This window comes from Rhodococcus sp. Leaf278, assembly GCF_001426085.1.
Taxonomy (GTDB): domain Bacteria; phylum Actinomycetota; class Actinomycetes; order Mycobacteriales; family Mycobacteriaceae; genus Rhodococcoides.
The window spans coordinates 192333-208733 of record NZ_LMRR01000009.1; the positions used below are offsets into that span (position 1 = coordinate 192333).

General features: G+C 64.4%; 18 protein-coding genes and 1 tRNA gene. 10 read left to right on the top strand and 9 right to left on the bottom strand.

Annotation, left to right across the window (positions count from 1 at the left end; translation table 11 throughout):
* Window positions 1-10: 10 nt before the first annotated feature.
* Window positions 11-1120, top strand: coding sequence for a CaiB/BaiF CoA transferase family protein (locus ASG84_RS11100; protein ID WP_057477076.1), 1110 nt, complete (start codon window positions 11-13; stop codon window positions 1118-1120).
* Here ASG84_RS11100 and ASG84_RS11105 read toward each other — a convergent pair.
* Entirely contained in the window at window positions 1117-1845 is a 729-nt protein-coding gene (locus ASG84_RS11105) for an SIMPL domain-containing protein (protein WP_235581620.1), read from the bottom strand. The genes ASG84_RS11100 and ASG84_RS11105 overlap by 4 nt on opposite strands.
* 38 nt (window positions 1846-1883) lie before the next feature.
* Window positions 1884-2435 (bottom strand): YceI family protein, encoded by a 552-nt coding sequence (locus ASG84_RS11110; protein WP_057477078.1) that lies wholly within the window; start codon window positions 2433-2435, stop codon window positions 1884-1886.
* Between the two features lie 85 nt (window positions 2436-2520).
* Here ASG84_RS11110 and dhaL point away from each other — a divergent pair, with 85 nt between their 5' ends.
* Window positions 2521-4179 (top strand): dihydroxyacetone kinase subunit DhaL, encoded by a 1659-nt coding sequence (gene dhaL / locus ASG84_RS11115; RefSeq protein WP_057477079.1) that lies wholly within the window; start codon window positions 2521-2523, stop codon window positions 4177-4179.
* On the opposite strand, the gene ASG84_RS11120 is transcribed toward dhaL, so the two are convergent.
* From ASG84_RS11120 to ASG84_RS11140, 5 genes are all read right to left on the bottom strand, one after another.
* Complete coding sequence (locus tag ASG84_RS11120) at window positions 4163-4648, bottom strand: GAF domain-containing protein (RefSeq protein ID WP_057477080.1); 486 nt, start codon at window positions 4646-4648, stop codon at window positions 4163-4165. The two genes, dhaL and ASG84_RS11120, sit on opposite strands and share 17 nt — an antisense overlap.
* Window positions 4609-5313 carry a DUF998 domain-containing protein gene (locus ASG84_RS11125; RefSeq protein WP_235581621.1) on the bottom strand — a complete coding sequence of 235 codons (705 nt, stop codon included), beginning with the start codon at window positions 5311-5313 and terminating at the stop codon, window positions 4609-4611. The genes ASG84_RS11120 and ASG84_RS11125 overlap by 40 nt, the downstream gene beginning before the upstream one ends.
* A 9-nt stretch (window positions 5314-5322) precedes the next feature.
* Window positions 5323-6384: a hypothetical protein gene (locus ASG84_RS11130; RefSeq protein ID WP_156399468.1), complete on the bottom strand. Its 1062-nt coding sequence runs from the start codon at window positions 6382-6384 to the stop codon at window positions 5323-5325.
* Between the two features lie 63 nt (window positions 6385-6447).
* Window positions 6448-6864 (bottom strand): very short patch repair endonuclease, encoded by a 417-nt coding sequence (locus ASG84_RS11135; protein WP_057477083.1) that lies wholly within the window; start codon window positions 6862-6864, stop codon window positions 6448-6450.
* On the bottom strand, window positions 6861-8009 hold the full coding sequence (locus tag ASG84_RS11140; RefSeq protein WP_057477114.1) for a DNA cytosine methyltransferase: 1149 nt from the start codon (window positions 8007-8009) through the stop codon (window positions 6861-6863). Before ASG84_RS11140 ends, ASG84_RS11135 begins: the two co-directional genes overlap by 4 nt.
* A gap of 254 nt (window positions 8010-8263) precedes the next feature.
* Here ASG84_RS11140 and ASG84_RS11145 point away from each other — a divergent pair, with 254 nt between their 5' ends.
* Genes ASG84_RS11145 through ASG84_RS26880 form a run of 3 tightly spaced genes read left to right on the top strand, consistent with a single transcriptional unit; the run spans window position 8264 to window position 12294 of the window.
* The gene (locus ASG84_RS11145) at window positions 8264-10057 is read left to right on the top strand and encodes an ABC transporter ATP-binding protein (protein WP_057477084.1); all 1794 of its coding nucleotides are present in this window, start codon (window positions 8264-8266) and stop codon (window positions 10055-10057) included.
* Window positions 10050-11873, top strand: coding sequence for an ABC transporter ATP-binding protein (locus ASG84_RS11150; RefSeq protein ID WP_057477085.1), 1824 nt, complete (start codon window positions 10050-10052; stop codon window positions 11871-11873). The genes ASG84_RS11145 and ASG84_RS11150 overlap by 8 nt, the downstream gene beginning before the upstream one ends.
* Before the next feature lie 40 nt (window positions 11874-11913).
* Window positions 11914-12294 carry a hypothetical protein gene (locus tag ASG84_RS26880; protein ID WP_235581622.1) on the top strand — a complete coding sequence of 127 codons (381 nt, stop codon included), beginning with the start codon at window positions 11914-11916 and terminating at the stop codon, window positions 12292-12294.
* A 22-nt stretch (window positions 12295-12316) separates the two neighbouring features.
* Here ASG84_RS26880 and ASG84_RS11155 read toward each other — a convergent pair whose 3' ends face one another.
* On the bottom strand, window positions 12317-12658 hold the full coding sequence (locus ASG84_RS11155) for a hypothetical protein (RefSeq protein WP_235581623.1): 342 nt from the start codon (window positions 12656-12658) through the stop codon (window positions 12317-12319).
* Window positions 12659-12847: 189 nt separating this feature from the next.
* Here ASG84_RS11155 and ASG84_RS11160 point away from each other — a divergent pair, with 189 nt between their 5' ends.
* Window positions 12848-13363 (top strand): putative glycolipid-binding domain-containing protein, encoded by a 516-nt coding sequence (locus ASG84_RS11160; RefSeq protein WP_057477115.1) that lies wholly within the window; start codon window positions 12848-12850, stop codon window positions 13361-13363.
* On the opposite strand, the gene ASG84_RS11165 is transcribed toward ASG84_RS11160, so the two are convergent.
* Complete coding sequence (locus ASG84_RS11165) at window positions 13336-14307, bottom strand: prephenate dehydrogenase (protein WP_057477087.1); 972 nt, start codon at window positions 14305-14307, stop codon at window positions 13336-13338. The two genes, ASG84_RS11160 and ASG84_RS11165, sit on opposite strands and share 28 nt — an antisense overlap.
* 63 nt (window positions 14308-14370) lie before the next feature.
* Here ASG84_RS11165 and ASG84_RS11170 point away from each other — a divergent pair, with 63 nt between their 5' ends.
* From ASG84_RS11170 to ASG84_RS11185, 4 genes are all read left to right on the top strand, one after another.
* Window positions 14371-14910, top strand: coding sequence for a tRNA adenosine deaminase-associated protein (locus tag ASG84_RS11170; RefSeq protein ID WP_057477088.1), 540 nt, complete (start codon window positions 14371-14373; stop codon window positions 14908-14910).
* A 3-nt stretch (window positions 14911-14913) separates the two neighbouring features.
* Window positions 14914-15369: a nucleoside deaminase gene (locus ASG84_RS11175; protein ID WP_057477089.1), complete on the top strand. Its 456-nt coding sequence runs from the start codon at window positions 14914-14916 to the stop codon at window positions 15367-15369.
* A 93-nt stretch (window positions 15370-15462) separates the two neighbouring features.
* Window positions 15463-15660 (top strand): CsbD family protein, encoded by a 198-nt coding sequence (locus ASG84_RS11180; protein WP_057477116.1) that lies wholly within the window; start codon window positions 15463-15465, stop codon window positions 15658-15660.
* A 50-nt stretch (window positions 15661-15710) separates the two neighbouring features.
* Window positions 15711-15800 (top strand) — tRNA-Ser (locus ASG84_RS11185).
* Window positions 15801-16401 lie beyond the last annotated feature (601 nt).

A 16401-nucleotide genomic window follows, 5' to 3' on the forward strand; every position in this document is an offset into this window, starting at 1 on the left:
CAGTGGACCGATGACACCTGCCACCGGTCCCCTCGCAGGCCTCGTGGTCGCGGACTTCTCCCGCGTGCTCGCCGGTCCGTACGCGACGATGATGCTCGGCGACATGGGTGCCGACGTGATCAAGATCGAACGACCCGGAACCGGTGACGACACCCGATCGTGGGGTCCCCCGTACGACTCCGCCGGTACCGCAACCTATTTCAACTCGGTCAATCGCAACAAGACGTCGAGGTTCATCGATCTGCAGTCCGAGAGCGGTGTAGCCGAGGCGCGCGAAATTGTTTCGGGTGCGGACATCGTGATCGAGAACTTCCGCGCCGGTACGATGGACCGCCTGGGTCTGGGCTATTCGGCTGTGTCGCAATCCAACCGGGGGCTGATCTACTGCTCGATCTCTGGTTTCGGCACCGGGGGAGGAGCTGCGCTCCCCGGGTACGACCTGGTAGTCCAAGCCGTCGGTGGGCTCATGAGCGTCACCGGCCCCGACGGCTCGACGCCGACGAAAGTGGGTGTGGCGATGGTCGACATCGTCACCGGGCTGCACGCGCTCAGCGGAATCCTTGCCGCACTGCATCATCGATCGAAGACCGGTGAGGGTCAGCAGGTGCACACCTCGCTCATGGCGTCGGTGCTGTCCGCACTGAGCAACCAGTCGGCGGCCTATCTCGGGGCCGGCGTCGTGCCCGTCCCGATGGGGAACAAGCATCCCTCGCTCGTGCCGTACGAGGTGTTCGAGACTGCCGACCGACCGTTGGCATTGGCCGTGGGCAACGACCGACAATTCTCGGAGCTGACGGACGTGCTGAAAATCCCGGAATTGGCTACGGACGAACGCTTCTCGTCCAACTCGGCGCGCGTCGAACACCGAGATCAGTTGGTCGACATCCTGAACTCGACGCTACAAACGCGGTCCGCCGACGAATGGTACCGAGAACTGATGGCCCGCAACGTTCCCGCGGGGCCGGTCAATTCCATGGACGAGGCGTTTGCCTTCGCGGAATCGCTCGATCTCGAACCTCGAGTGCAGCTGCCGGGTGCCGCGTCCGACGGCGTCCGAAACCCAGTGGACTTCTCGGCGACGCCGGTGAACTATCGCTTGCCACCGCCCGCTGGCATCTAGTTCAAAGCCCACTTCACCGACACCGACACACTGACGGTCTGCTGTCCTGGTTCGATGGGCACCGCCGTGTCGAACGAAGCGGAGTCGCGGAAGGACGCCGGCTGCTCCTGGCCGGTGATCGACTCGGTGATCGACAGAACGTCACCGAGTTCTCCGCCTGCGAGCGACGCATACTGCTCGGCGCGCTCGCGGGCGTCGGCGAACGCCCTGGACCGGGCATCGGAGATCAGCTCGGAATCATCGTCGATCTTGAAGGAGACCCCGGAGATCCGAGTCGCGTTGCCGCCGGCCGACGTGGCGTCGCCCAACACTGCGGAGGCCCTCGACAGGTCGCGCACTGTGACCTGCAAGGTATTGGTGGCCTGATATCCGGAAATCTCCGAGTTGCCGCCCGGCAGTGCGCCCGAGTACTGCGGATCGATCGACACCTGCTGCGTCTGGATGTCCTCGCGCGCGACGCCAGCGGCAAGCACTGCGTCGGTCACCTCAGTAACCGCAGAATTGGCCTGTTCGATGGCGGCGGTGACGTCCTCGGCTGTGGCCTGAACACCGATCTGCGTCGTCAAGGTATCCGGTGCACCCTGGACTTCTCCCACGCCGTTGACGTTCACTCCGGGAGGTCCATCGGCGGACGAAGCCGCCGGGCTGCTGCATCCCGCGGTCAGGGCCACGGTCAGCACCAGGGCCGATGCGCACGATCCGATCATCCATCGATTTCGCTTCACCGCCGTAGTGTCCACCATGACAAGCGAATGGGGAAGGCTTACGGCTTGCGATACTCGGCGTTGAACGCCACGGTGACATCGTCCACCACCTTCATGGCTCCGAACATCTGCGAATACGGAGTGATCTTGTAATCCGATTGCCGCACAACGGTTTCGGATTCGATACGCCATCGATCGCCGAGGTCGGTTGCGGCCACATCCACGGCGACCTCCCTGGACACGCCGTGAATCTCCACCGTTCCTGCCAGCCGGAATCCGGAGTCGACGGCGGTGATGTTCTCAGAACGAAATCGAATCGATGGATATCGATCGGCGTCGAAACTCTTGAGCGCGTTTGCCTTCGCGACGATCTTCTCCGGTCCGATCAAGGGAGTCAGTCCACCCTCGCCATGGACCACCTCGAGCGAACCCACCTCGGCGACGAGGGAGACTGCCGTGGGCGCGTCCTCTGACCACTCGACTGTCGCGGTCCAGGAGGTCACCGCAATCGTGAGGCGATGGCCCATCTTGGATGCTCGTCCGGTGACATCGGTCCGAACGGCCAACTGCCCACCGTCCGATGCGTCGAGCGTCCAGGTCGCGGTAGTCATGCCCCGACTGTATCGGTCCCGCAGAAGCTGTATCTGTCCCGGAGAAGTAAGGAAGGGACACGGTGCAGGTGGTTAGGGTGGAGCCATGTTCTCCAATTCCCCTCGAACATTCGTTGCCGACGCCCTTCGCGGCTTCGTCGCCGCCACCGACGACGTCACCTGGCATGCCGATCCTGGGTTCCTGACTCGCCGCTATCGCATCTCCGACGGTCAGGTTGCCCTCCTGTCCGGTGGGGGATCGGGCCACGAGCCGATGCATGCCGGATTCATCGGCCGCGGCATGCTCACGGGTGCGTGCCCCGGTTTGGTCTTCACCTCACCGAACGCCCTTCAGGTGCACGAGGCATCCAAGGCCGTGGACTCCGGCGGTGGAGTGGTGCACATCGTGAAGAACTACACCGGCGACGTGATGAACTTCAAGATTGCCCGAGAGTTGTTGCAGGAGGACGGTATTGTTGCCGACGTCATTCTCGTCGACGACGACGTGGCCAGTGAGAGCGAGGACGGCCCGGGGCGTCGCGGCACCGCAGCGACCATCGTCGTCGAAAAGGTATGCGGCGCAGCGGCAGAACGCGGCGACAGTCTGCAGGCGGTCGTCGCACTGGGGCGTCGAACAGCGGAGAACGCACGCAGTATGGCGGTCGCGCTGAACCCGCCGACGCTACCGGGAGCGGACGAGCCGTCGTTCGAATTGCCAAAGGAGGAAATCGAACTCGGCATCGGTATCCACGGAGAGCGCGGTACCGACCGCGTGCCGCGGCTGCCTGCTCAGGAGATCGTGGAGAAGCTGACCGAGCCCATCATCAACTCGCTCGGATTGAACTCGGGTGAATCGGTGATCGCGATCGTCAACGGTCTCGGCGCAACGCACCCGCTCGAATTGCATCTGCTGTTCGGAGAACTCTCGGAGTATCTCTCGGGCAAAGGTATCGAGATATCCCGCTCGCTCGTCGGTAGCTTCGTCACCGCGCTGAACATGGGCGGAGCGTCGATCACACTCGTGCGTGCCGACGACGAGATGCTCGAACTCTGGGACGCGCCCACCGATGCGCCTGGTTGGCCCAATGCCTCCAGTCGTGGAGCGAAGGAGGTGGGAGAACGCGGTGCTTTCGGCCCGTCCTACGAGCCCTCCGATTCAGGCGAGAAATCGGCATTCGTGTCCGAGTGGATCGGGTCGTGGGCGCAGCGTGTGCTCGATGAGGAGCCCGCTCTGACCGAATTGGACCGCAAGGCGGGCGACGGCGACTTCGGAACCAACATGGTGGCCGCCCTCGAACAGCTCGATCTCGACGCAGTCAGGGAAACCTACTCGGCGGCAACGATATTCGAGGCCGTCAGCGAGGCCTACCTCGGCCATTCGGGCGGTACGTCCGGCGCGCTGTTCGGCATCTGGTTCCGCCAGTTCTACCGAACGATGCTCGAATCCGAGCCCTCCGCTGCAGCGATCGCAACGGCGGCCCGGGCAGGTCTGGACAGCATCACCGAACTGGGTGGAGCCCGGGTGGGCGACAAGACGATGGTCGACGCCATTGCCCCGGCCGTCGAGGCGCTCGAAAAAGATGGCGGCACCCTGCAGGACGCTGCCGACGCCGCGAAGACCGGAGCCGAATCGACCAAGGACATCACCGCCAATCGCGGCCGCGCCAGTTATGTCGGTGAAGCCGCGCGAGGCGTCGTCGACCCAGGCGCGTTGGTCGTGGCCTGGTTCTTCGAGGCGGCAGCTAGTTCTAACCCAAAGAGTTGAGAAACACCGCCGCGATCGCTTCGAGGCCGGCCTGATCGTCGGCGTCGAAGCGGTTCGGCGCGGGGCTGTCCAAGTCGAACACGCCGATCAGGGTCTCGCCCTGGTACAGCGGTACGACGACCTCGGAGCGGGTGTTGGCATCGCAGGCGATATGGCCGGGGAAGGCGTGAACGTCGGCTACTCGCTGTGTCTCACGGGTGGTCGCGGCGGCCCCGCAGACGCCCTTGTCCAGAGCGATGCGCACGCAGGCGGGCTGACCCTGAAATGGCCCGACCACCAGTTCGGTGCCGTCGAACAGGTAGAAGCCGACCCAATTGACTTCCGGCAGAGCGTGGTAGACCAACGCGGAAAGATTGGCGGCGTTGGCGATCAGGTTCGATTCCTCGAATACCAGGCCGCGGGCCTGCTCGGTGAGCTGCTGGTACTGCTCTACCTTGGTCCCGTTGAGTTCGGTGGCGGTGAAGGACATGCGCCGAGTCTAAGCGCACACCCCAGCACCACCAGATAGGCCGACATGCCGCCCACCTGAACCCGTTGGGCAACACCGAGGCCGTGGTCGCCGGGAAGATTGTCGGCGATCAGCAGCCATGCCGTAGCCAGGGTGGTGACAGCCAGCACTGCGACACCGAGCGTCCGAAGCAGGGGATAGGGCTCGTAGCGGAATGCAGCGAGCGTGAACGCGATCATGACCGTGAAGATCGCGAACACCGCGATGGTGCTGGTGAGGGCGTGCAGGTGATGAAGTTGCGGGAACAATCCGCTGGGCTCGATCGGACAGCTCGGATCATCGGCGGCCACGCACTCGAGGGGAAGTTTCGCGTCGGCGATGGTGGCGATACCGAAGATGCCCGACGCCACCCAGCCGGTGACGACGAGCCGTCGACGCGCAGTGGCGAAGAAGCCGAGGACCGCAGCGACGATCATCAGTGAACCCGTGACGACGTCTGCGGTGGAGAAGAATTCGCGGTACGGCTGATCGCGGGCGTCGAGTTCGCTGAGGAACGATGTGGTGGGGTCGAGACCGGTGTCGAGGAAGAATTCGGCCACCCACGCGGAATACAGCAGACCGGCGAGGATCAGGCAGATCGCCACTACGACGCGGCGAATATCCACGCCTTCAGTTCTCGAACGCACCGACCAAGGCTAGCCAGTCAGTACATCGGCAGCTGCCACCGCCAGTGCGACTGCGGACTCGCACTGGTCGGCCAGGATGGACAGGGTGGGAACCGTGCGGGCATAGCGCGCGGCCGTGTCCTCGGTTTCGGGCATGCCGAGCACGGGGTTGCCCAACACGATGTCCGCGAAGCACGCCGAATCCGAGCCGCGTGTTTCTACGGTGTAGCCGCCCTGCTCGACGGTCTCGCGGTCGGTCGAACGCAGATCGGTGTCGACGTAGGCGAGCGTGACGTCGAGCATCATGAGGTTGTCCTCGAACGTTGCCGAGGATGCCGTGAAGTGGCAGCTGTACGGATCGGAGGGAGGGTTCCAGCGGTCCACCGTCCAGGTTGCGGGCAAGTGCTCCAAGACGGCGCACGGATCTTTCATGGCAAGCGGGAGGTTGTACTTCGAATCGGCGCGCAGCGGTGGATCCTCCAGCAGACCGAGGGCGGTCGAGGTGATCGATTTCGCTGCAGAGCACGCGTCCGCGTCGGCGCGATAGACGTCGATCGTGGCGAAGCCGCGGCCGGATTCGGTGAGAAAACCCTCCATGGGCCCCGGGGTCGCGCCGTCGAACTCGTCGCGGAGCGGAAAGCCGATGCGGCACGACCCTTCTGACGAGTTGTCGAGATACACCTGTTCGTCACCGATCGTGATCTGTTCGTAGTCCGGGTCGTCGGACGTCGGTTGATACCCGTTCAGATCGACGGAGACGGAGTCGGTGGCCCTCGATCGCCCAGGGTTGAGGCTTGCCGAGCACGTGCTCAACTCGCCGTCGGGGCGGAGCTGCACCACGGTGCCGAGGGCAGCGAGATCGTCCTCGGTGAGAAATCCACACGGATCGAGACTGCGTACGAATTCTGCTGTGTCGGCCAAATATCGGTCTGCCTCCGACATCTCGAACCCGTACTTGTTCTGCGGCGAGGAACTGCCGGTAGGCGACGAACTGCCTGCAGGGAACGCGCTGCCGAGCAAGACCACCGCGCATCCGCTCGTCGATACCGACATCGCCAGCGCCGCCGCCGCGAGCAACCAATTTCTACGCACCGTTTTCCCCCGAACTCGAACCGACCGATCATGGGGTTGGACGCGCGGGGGCTCCAGATGGTTTCAGTCTCCGGATAGTTCGTCTTCGACTCGGTCGGCGGCGGCTACGGGATCCTCGTGTTCCCAGATTCGTACGACGCGCCAGCCCTCGTCGATCAATCGTCGGTCGGTGTCGCGATCCCGCGCGACGTTGGCGGCCAGTTTGTCGGCCCACCACTGCGCGTTGTTGCGGGGCTTGGTGGCATGTATCGGGCAGCTGTGCCAGAAGCAGCCGTCGACGTAGACCGCGACCTTGCGTCTGGGAAAGACCAGATCTGCCCGACGCCGCATGCCCTTCAGCGGAGCGCGATCGACGAAATACCGCAGACCTCGGCTGTGCAGTGCTCGCCGCAGGGCCACCTCTGGCTTGGTGTCGCGGCGCTTCTGTTTGCTCAGCCGTGCGCTGGTCTTGGCGTCGGTGACGGGTCGGTCGGCGCTCACACCGGAACCCGCTCGGCGTACCCGCCCATGCGCTCCAGGTGGGCGTCGAGATCGTCGAGGAATCCCGGAGCGAAACGGAGGCTGCCGGCCCGGGCGCGCTTGAGGAATCCGGCAGTTGCGCGCGCGGAGAGCAGCTTCGAATCGTCCAGAAAGCCAGCCAGGTCCTCGTACGGCTCGTGCACCGGCATGGTCGAGATCGTCACCTTGTACGTCGTCCGGTCGCGTCCCCAGGCCGCAGTCGGCCAGGCCTGGCCAGGCAGAACAGCCACATCGTTGGAGGCGTCGTAGGGCTTCGGATCGTCCAGAGCCTGCGCAGCCCACGACGCCATGCGGACACTGACGGCATTGCCGACGAGCTTCCAGCGATGTCCACTCCGGACCCCGGGTTCCTGGACGGCGGGCAGCGTCCACTCCGGATCGAATCCCTGCAGACGTTCGGCCCCGATGATGCCGGGAGTGACGATCTCCCCTGACGGCAGGCGAACCGCCGGGGGACTGGCGATGCCCAGCGAGGATCCGCCCTTGAGCGTCGGCACCGCGTTGACGGCCCAGCCAAGTCCGCGGATTCCCTCGGTCCAGTAGAACCCGCACGGCTGGGTGCTCGGATCGCCGTCGGGCAACGGACCGGCATCATGAGAGAACAGCACCTCGCGTGGATCGTCGGTGCGCGAGGCCAGCATCACCACCCGCTGCCGGCGTTGCGGCAACCCGAACGCTCGGGCGTCGACGACGCGGTAGGCCCACATGTAACCGAGATCCTCGAGTGCGTCGGTGATGTGCCGCATGGCTGCGCCGCGGCCGAGTTGCAGCATGAACGGCACGTTCTCGATCAGCAGCCAGCGTGGACCTTTGCGGCGCGAGACCAGCCGGAACACCTCGTCGACCAGGCCGGATCGGGCACCGGTGATGCCTGCGGTGCGTCCTGCCTGGGAGAGGTCCTGGCACGGGAAGCCCGCTGCTACCAGTTCGGTGTCGCCGGGCAGGCTTCGGAGCGTGGTGACGTCGCTGTGCAGGGGGACGTTGGGCATGCGGGCGGTGAGGACGGCTTGGGCTCCGGGATCGACCTCGCACAGCAACTGCGTCGACCAGCCCGCCTCGGCCAACCCCAACTCGAGCCCGCCGATTCCCGCGAACAACCCGACCATCGACCGTGCGCTCACGTATGCCCTTCTCTCGCCCGACGGTCCTACGGTACTCGAGAGTGGGTGCGCTGAGCGCCCACTATTTCCGTTCGGAAGCGGGATGCCGTGAGCGGGCCCAAATTGTGGACACTCAGGGCAGTTGCACTTGACCTCGACCATGCTCGAGGTTTCACACTGGAATGCACGCGGCCGAAAATCGGTTGGAAACTGAGCCTGTGCAATGAAATCATTCGAGCACAGCAATAAGGAGAACAACTGTGTCCACGGGTGTGCTCGATCCCGAAGCCAGAACTGTCGATCAGCCATACCCTGACACGGCGAAGGCACCGAGCTCGCTGCAGCGTTTCGCGCCGTTCCTGGCCCCGTACAAGTGGTTCTACATCGGCTCGATCGTGGTCTCGCTCATCGCGACTCTGACCGGCCTGGTCATTCCTCTGGTGATTCAGCGCGTCATCGACGGCCCCATCACCGACCGGGACTTCCCGGCGGTGTGGTGGCCCGCAGCGTTGATCCTGCTGTTGGGCACCATCGACGCGGCCGGAATCTGGGTGCGTCGGTATCTGGTGTCGAGGCCGTCGAGTCAATTCGAGATCACGGCTCGCGCAACGGTATTCGACAAATTACAGCGGCTCTCGGTTGCGGCGCACGAAAGTTGGGAATCGGGTCAGCTGCTCTCGCGCGCCATCGCCGATCTCGGTTCGCTGCGCCGGTTCATGGCCTTCATCGGCCCGTTCATCATCATCAACGCCGTCACGCTCGTGGTGGGTATCGGTGTATTGCTGGTCCAGTCCTGGCAATTGGGGCTGATCATGCTGGTGACATCGGTGCCGCTGGTGATCGCCTGCACCAAGTTCGAGACGCTGTACCGCGTCGTCGCGCGCGACGCTCAGGATCAGGCGGGCGATGTCACGACGACAGTCGAGGAATCCATCCAGGGCATTCGCGTCCTGAAGGCCTTCGGTCGAAGTGCGCACCTGGGCAAGCAGTTTCTTCGGCAGGCTCGTACTCTGCGCGGGACCGAGCTGAAGAAGGTGCGCTACCTCGCGATCATTTGGGCCGTCATCGTCGGATTGCAACCGATCACCATCGGCGCGATTCTGGCCGTGGGGACGTACTCGATCGTGCAGGGCACGATGACGGTCGGCACGCTCGTCGCTGCCATCGCCATCGTCACGTTCCTGTTGTGGCCCATCGAATCGTTCGGCTACCTGCTGGCCGAGTTGAACAATGCACGTACGGCAGCGGATCGGTACTGGGAGATCATGGACACTCCCGAGACCGTCACCGATCCGGACAATCCCGTCGAATTGCCCCAAAGAATCCGTGGCCGAGTGCAATTCGACCGCGTCGGTTTCACCTTTCCCGACGCGTCCTCGCCGCTGCTCACCGATGTCAGTTTTGTCATCGAGCCGGGGGAAACCGTGGCGCTCGTCGGTAACACCGGCAGCGGCAAGACTGCACTGACCAACCTGGTTCCTCGGCTCTTCGACGTCACCGAGGGGTCCATCACGATCGACGGTATCGATGTGGCGTCGATGCGGTTGTCGGACCTGCGTTCCATCGTGTCGGTGGCCTTCGAGGATCCGGTGCTGTTCTCGGCCAGTGCGCGCGAGAACATCGCGCTCGGTTCTCCCGGTGCCTCCGATGCCGAGATTGCCGAGGCGTTGGAGATCGCGCACGCAACGGATTTCGTCGAGCAACTGCCGTGGGGTCTGGCCACTCGCATCGGCGAGCAGGGCATGAGCCTGTCCGGCGGACAGCGGCAACGGCTCGCGTTGGCGCGTGCGGTGCTGGGCAAGCCACGGGTGCTCGTGCTCGACGACCCACTGTCCGCGCTCGACGTGGACACCGAAGCGAAAGTGCAGAAGGAGCTCAGGCGCGTGTTGGCGCATTCGACGACAGTGCTGGTGGCACACCGGCCGTCGACCGCTGCGTTGGCCGACCGCGTGCTCTATCTGGAGAACGGAACGATTGTGGAGCAGGGAACACACGAGGGACTGTTGGCCTCGTCGCCGCGGTACCGCGAGGTGATGGGGTCGATTCATGAGTGATCAGACCGCAGCTGCGGATTGGCGGGGCGTCGGCGGGGAGGAATCCGAGGTCGACGCCACCGGAAACCTGGTGCTGGCCGGACGTTCTCGTCGCTTGCTCGCATCGCTGGTGCGTCCGTACAAGAAGCAGGCCCTGCTGTCGTTCCTGATCATCCTGGTCGACAACATCACCTACGTGGCTGGCCCACTGTTTATCGCCTATGCACTCGACAACGGCGTCGGCGCTGCGGGGCAGGGTGATTGGGGTCCGCTGCTGTGGGCCGTGGGCGGATACACCGGCTTCGGTCTGCTCGGCATGTTCACCACCTACGCGTTTCTCACCGTCTCGGGTCGGCTGAGCCAGAACATCCTGTACGACCTGCGCGGCCGAGTGTTCGATCATGCGCAGAAACTGAGCCTGTCGTTCCACGAGAAGTACACCTCGGGACGATTGATCTCGCGGCTGACCAGTGACGTCGAGTCGCTGCAGACCTTGCTCGAGAGTGCGCTCAACGATGCGTTGACGGCCATCCTGTCCATGGTGTCGATCGCGATCATCCTGGTGTATCTCGACGTTCCGATGGCGTTGATCGTGCTGGCCGGCTTCGTTCCGCTGGTGCTCGTCACGCGGTGGTCGCAGCGGCGACAACGTCAGGGATACCGTCGAACACGGGTGGCGATCGCGCGCGTCGTGGTCCACTTCGTGGAGTCGATGGGCGGAATCCGTGCCGTGCAGGTCTTCCGGCGTGAGGGCCGCAACGACGCGATCCTCGAGACCGAGGATTCGGAGTATCGCGACGCCACCACCGCGGCCTTGCGCGGCATGGCGAGTTACACCGGCATCGTGCGCTGGATCGGCAACGTCACGCTCGCGATCATCCTGGTGTTCGGTAGCTGGCGAGTGATCAACGGCCACATGGACATCGGCGTACTTGCGGCCTACGTGCTGTATCTCCGCCGGTTCTACGGGCCACTCGACGAGCTGGCAATGGTGTTCAACGCCTACCAGTCCGCCGCGGCTGCGCTGGAGAAGATCTCCGGTGTGCTCGAGGAGGAACCGTCGGTTGTCGCGCCGAAGAATCCGGTGAAGATCGGAACGGTCAAGGGCGACATAACGTTCGACGACGTGCATTTCTCCTACGGGTCCGAGCGCGTCGTGCTGCCGGAGTTCTCGTTGCACGTGCCCGCAGGTCAGGTGGTCGCGATGGTCGGGGCCACCGGGGCCGGAAAGTCGACACTGGCAAAGCTGTTGGCGCGCTTCTACGATCCGACGGCCGGGGCCGTGCGACTCGACGGCATCGACATGCGGGAGATCAGCGACGAGGACCTACGCCGCAACGTCGTCATGGTGACGCAGGAGTCGTTCCTGTTCTCCGGTTCGGTGGCGGACAACATCCGTCTCGGACGCCCGACGGCGAGCGACGCGGACGTGCGCGCTGCTGCCGACGCCGTCGGACTGACCGAGTTCATCGCGTCGCTGCCGGACGGTATCGACACCGACGTACGCAAGCGCGGTGGCCGATTGTCCTCGGGTCAAAGGCAATTGGTGGCCTTCGCGCGGGTGTTCCTCGCCGCGCCGTCGGTGATCGTGCTCGACGAGGCGACATCGAGTCTGGACATCCCGAGTGAGCGGCTGGTGCAGCGTGCGCTCGAGACCATCCTCCAGGGGCGAACGGCGCTGATCATCGCGCACCGCCTGTCGACGGTGGCCATCGCCGATCGCGTTCTGGTCATGTCCGACGGCGACATCGTCGAGGACGGAACTCCCGAGGATCTCATCGCGGGAGAGGGACGCTTTGCACACCTGCACGAGGCGTGGGAAGACTCGCTGGTCTGATTTGCGTAACGCGTCGCCGGTCCCCGGCGAAATGACCTGTATGAGAAGAACATTTGTAGCGGCAACACGAGTTGCCACGGTCGTCGTCTCAGGTCTGGCCTTTACCGCAATCATCGGCGCAGGCGTTTCCCATGCGGACACTCAGGATTGCTCGATCTCCCACGATGCTTTCGGCGCGTCGGCAACATGTCAGGACGCCAATGCTCCTGCGGGTAGGGAGTACATCCTGATCACCGAGTGTTGGGGTTTTCACTTCGTCCCCAATCGCTTCCCGATCCCGGCGGTCGGGCCCTACACCTCGTCGAGCCGATCCTTCGTGCCGACAGGGCAGGCGTCGGGCAACTGTGGTTCGAGCTGGGGTCAACCCACGTCGACCCTCGGTGTGGTCACCGGTGCCCACGTGGAGACCTACCGCCAGTGAAGTTCGCCTCGTGACCGGGTGATCATGTCCATGGGGTGATCGGCGGCTTGACCCACATGATCTTCTCGTCGGTGTGCTGTGGCGTCGCACCATCGTGACCGGGGTGTTCGGCCGCCCACGCAGTTTTACGGTCGAGCAGCCCGGCCACGATGGTCCAGGTTTCCATCGTGCTCGGTGGGTGCAGGTCCGCGGCGCGGGCAAGTTTTCTGCGCACGGCGTCGGTGAGGTCGAGGAGTTCGGCACCGGTGATGCCGCGATCCCAGACGTAGCGCGCCAAAGCCGTCGCCTTGTCCTGTCGACTCTTCGCGGCCTGTTCGGAATGTGCGAAATCGAACTGCCCGCCGCCTGCGTTCTCTGTCGTCACGTTCATCACCTTAAGTAATGTGCAGTAAAAGGCACGTCCGCTTGTTCTCGAGGGGGGCTCGTCGCCTACCGTAGGTGGGTGATCACTCAAGCATCGGGTGCAGAGCACGCCTCCGTCCCCGCAACCGACACCATCGACGCGAAAACCTGGCCTTCGATTCTGACGTGGCGAGCGCATGACGTCCCCCGCATGGAGTCCGTGCGCGTTCAGCTCTCCGGTAACCGAATCAAGGCTGCCGGACGCATCATCGGTGCTGCGTGCAGTGATCATCCCGCGTTCAGCGCCTCCTACGACCTGGTGACCGACGAGTACGGCGTCACCAAGCGGCTGTCGGTGCGCACCTCTCTCGCGTCCGGTGACCGGCAGGCGTCCGTCAGTCGAGACGACGAGGGCTACTGGATGGTGGAGAACAGTGCCAGCCATCAGCGCTCGACCTACAGCGGCGCGCTCGACGTGGACATGGTGCTCAGCCCGTTCTTCAACACGCTGCCGATCCGTCGATTCGGTCTGCACACCCAGGTCCAGGACCTCGAAGTGCCGACGGTGTACGTCAATCTCCTCGACCTCAGCATCCAAGAGGCCACGCTGACCTACAGCAGCGGTTCCGAGGGCATTCACGTCATCTCGCCGGTGTCGACGTCCTCCGTCACGGTCGATGCCGAAGGATTCGTTCTCGATTACCCCGGACTGGCCGAACGGATCTGACGCACGACGCCACCGCGTCGACCCGCGTTCTGCAGTTCTTCTCGCCACCCCGGCTCGCCCGGAGTGATGTCGGTGATGTCGAAGCGCTGATGCTGCTCGTACTGCAGGCGCGCCGCGTTTCCGGCGTCGACCAGCGTCTTCGTCGAGTTCTGGTCAAGTTCTTCTCGGGCTTGGGTGAGTGCGGCCAGTGCCTCATCGAGCGCGGTCCTCAGCGCGGCAGCGTTGCCCTCGGTCATCGCGCGGACGAGATTCGGCGACGACGACGCCACCCGAGTCCCGTCCCGGAACGAGCCCGCGGCCAGGCCCAACGCCAACGGCCCGCCGGCTGCTCCCACGATCGCCAATGCCTCGGCCAGCAGATGCGGCAGATGGGAAATCCGGGCCACGGCGCGATCGTGCTCGACGCTCTCGGCCGGCACCACCACCGAACCGCAACTCAACGCGAGCCGGGCCACGCGGACCCACACATCCGCGTCGACTCCAGGGTCCGTGGACACCACCCACACCGCGTCGGCGAACAGGGTGGGGTCGGTGGCAGCCCAACCCGAATGGTTGGTGCCCGCCATCGGATGCCCGCCGACATAGCGCGCCTGCAGTCCGCGAGCAGTCACAGCAGCCGCGACCTCGGCCTTGACGCTGACCACATCGGTGATCGGAGCCAGCGGTGCGTGCTCGGCGACGGCAGCCAGAACGGAGTCCACGGCAGGCATAGGAACGGCGATGACGATCAGTGCATCTTCATCGGATGCCCTGGTCAAAGCGGCTGTCAGGTCGGTACCGACGTCGTATCCGTCGGCGGTAGCACCGACGATCGCGTCGGCCGATCGGTTCCACCCCCATGCCCGACGGCCGGCGCCGTGGGCCGCACGCAGAATCGACCCACCGATCAGGCCGAGGCCGAGAACACACACCGAGGAAGAAGTCACCCGATCAGATTGGCACAGGTGGGTGCCGTCGGCGGGAGGTGGACTTCGAATACCGACCCATACCGGACTACCGTTGCGCGCATGGCCGCACAGCGCGCGAAAGACAATCGCGCATCCGCATCGGAGTACGACGACCTCGAAGGATTCGGCGTTGCAGTTGTCCGGGAGGACGGCAAGTGGACCGTGACGCCGCTGTCCGACGATGCCCTGACCAGCCTGTCGGCTGCAGAGACCGAATTGCGTGAACTACGCAGCTCGGGTGCCGTGTTCGGGCTGCTCGACGTGGACGAGGAATTCTTCGTGATCCTGCGTCCGGCACCGAACGGCACGCGCCTGCTGCTGTCCGACGCGGTCGCCGCAGTGGACTACGAAATCGCCGCGGACGTTCTCGATGCGTTGAACATCGAGATCCCCGACGTCGACCCCGACGAGCTCGACGACATCGAGCCCTACGAAGAAGGCGACCTCGCCCTGCTCGCCGACCTCGGACTACCCGAGGCCGTGCTGGGCATCATCGTCGCCGAGACCGACGACTACCCGGACGAGCAGCTGCAATCCATCGCCGAACGACTGGGCTTCGAGGACGAGTTCGCCGCCGCAGTGAGCAAGCTGCGGCGCTGACCGATGGTGGTATCCGACGCGGACATGATCCGCGCAGCGCTCTCGGCCGCCGCCGAGGCATCGGATGCCGATGTACCCGTCGGAGCCGTCGTGTTCGACGCCTCCGGACGTGAGATCGCCCGGGCCTGCAATGCGCGGGAGGCGTCGGGCGACCCCACCGGCCATGCGGAAGTTCTGGCGTTGCGACGAGCAGCGGCCGTCCAGGGTGACGGTTGGCGACTCGAGGGCTGCACCCTGGCCGTCACGTTGGAACCCTGCACGATGTGCGCTGGAGCGTTGGTTCTGGCCCGCGTCGGAGCCGTGGTGTTCGGAGCGTGGGAACCGAAGACCGGCGCTGTCGGATCGTTGTGGGACGTCGTGCGGGATCGTCGGCTGACGCATCGACCCAAGGTTCGCGGGGGAGTGTTGGAAGCGGAATGCGCCGACGTGTTGACTCGTTTCTTCGCTCAGCAGAGATAACGATCTCGTCACACGCTGGCCCCGACGTCCAATGTTGTGGAGGGTGGAGGGCAGAGCGCGACGCTGCGCTCCGAACTTGCGAAGGAGACACTCATGGGACTCGGCGACAAGATCTCGAACAAGACCGAAGACCTCGGCGGCAAGGCGAAAGAAGCCGCAGGTTCGGCCACCGGAGACAAGGACCTCGAAGCAGAGGGCAAGGGCGACCAGACCTCGGCAGCATTCAAGGACGGTGCCGAGAAGGTCAAGGACGCAGCCTCGAACATCAAGGACAAGCTCACCGGCAAGTAGCCTGAGCAGGCGATTTAGCCTCAGGGCCGCATTCCGGTACAGTCTTCTGCGGTGGCGTGTCCGAGCGGCCTAAGGAGCACGCCTCGAAAGCGTGTGAGGGTTCACCCCCTCCGAGGGTTCAAATCCCTCCGCCACCGCCATAACTCCCCACCCGATCCGTCGGGTGGGGAGTTTTTTTGTGCGCTGGGGGCGTGGGGCCGGCCGGTTGGGTTCGGCCGCAAACGCGCGCGCATTCGTCATACGCGGCCGGATTCGCGACCGATTCGGTGTCTATTTCGCGCGCACTTGGCAAATGCGCGCGCGTTTGTGGGATCACTGGGCGGGATTGCTGGGCGGAAGTGGGCGCAGTCAGGAATCCCTGGGTGCTGGCTGACCGTTGCGGGTTGACGATCCTTTGCGGCTAAGTCTGTCGCAAACGCGCGCGCATTCGTTGTACGCGGTCGGATTCGCGACCGATTCGGTGTCTATTCGTTCTTTGCCAGGCTGATCGTGAGACAGTCGGCGTGAACGCGGGGAACGGACAACATGATGATCGATGTCGCAATAGGACGTACTGCCACGGGTGCACGATCGTTCCCCCTCGGCTTCCGGGTCGAGTTYCTCCGGCAGTGGGATCAGTGCCTCACCCGCGGCTCGAGGACCGCGTTGCTCCGCCAGTACAACCTGACGGGAAACACTGTGAAACGGTGGATCGATGCACTGGCCCCCAGATCAAGGCCCCCATCAACCCTTTTCGGCCGC

Coding starts and splice junctions, on each gene's coding strand:
- ASG84_RS11160 (WP_057477115.1), top strand. CDS start 12,848: ATGGAGTCCGTGCGCGTTCAGCTCTCCGGTAACCGAATCAAGGCTGCC.
- ASG84_RS11180 (WP_057477116.1), top strand. CDS start 15,463: ATGGGACTCGGCGACAAGATCTCGAACAAGACCGAAGACCTCGGCGGC.
- ASG84_RS26880 (WP_235581622.1), top strand. CDS start 11,914: ATGAGAAGAACATTTGTAGCGGCAACACGAGTTGCCACGGTCGTCGTC.
- ASG84_RS11150 (WP_057477085.1), top strand. CDS start 10,050: ATGAGTGATCAGACCGCAGCTGCGGATTGGCGGGGCGTCGGCGGGGAG.
- dhaL (WP_057477079.1), top strand. CDS start 2,521: ATGTTCTCCAATTCCCCTCGAACATTCGTTGCCGACGCCCTTCGCGGC.
- ASG84_RS11100 (WP_057477076.1), top strand. CDS start 11: ATGACACCTGCCACCGGTCCCCTCGCAGGCCTCGTGGTCGCGGACTTC.
- ASG84_RS11170 (WP_057477088.1), top strand. CDS start 14,371: ATGGCCGCACAGCGCGCGAAAGACAATCGCGCATCCGCATCGGAGTAC.
- ASG84_RS11175 (WP_057477089.1), top strand. CDS start 14,914: ATGGTGGTATCCGACGCGGACATGATCCGCGCAGCGCTCTCGGCCGCC.
- ASG84_RS11140 (WP_057477114.1), bottom strand. CDS start 8,009: ATGGTCGGGTTGTTCGCGGGAATCGGCGGGCTCGAGTTGGGGTTGGCC.
- ASG84_RS11110 (WP_057477078.1), bottom strand. CDS start 2,435: ATGACTACCGCGACCTGGACGCTCGACGCATCGGACGGTGGGCAGTTG.
- ASG84_RS11120 (WP_057477080.1), bottom strand. CDS start 4,648: ATGTCCTTCACCGCCACCGAACTCAACGGGACCAAGGTAGAGCAGTAC.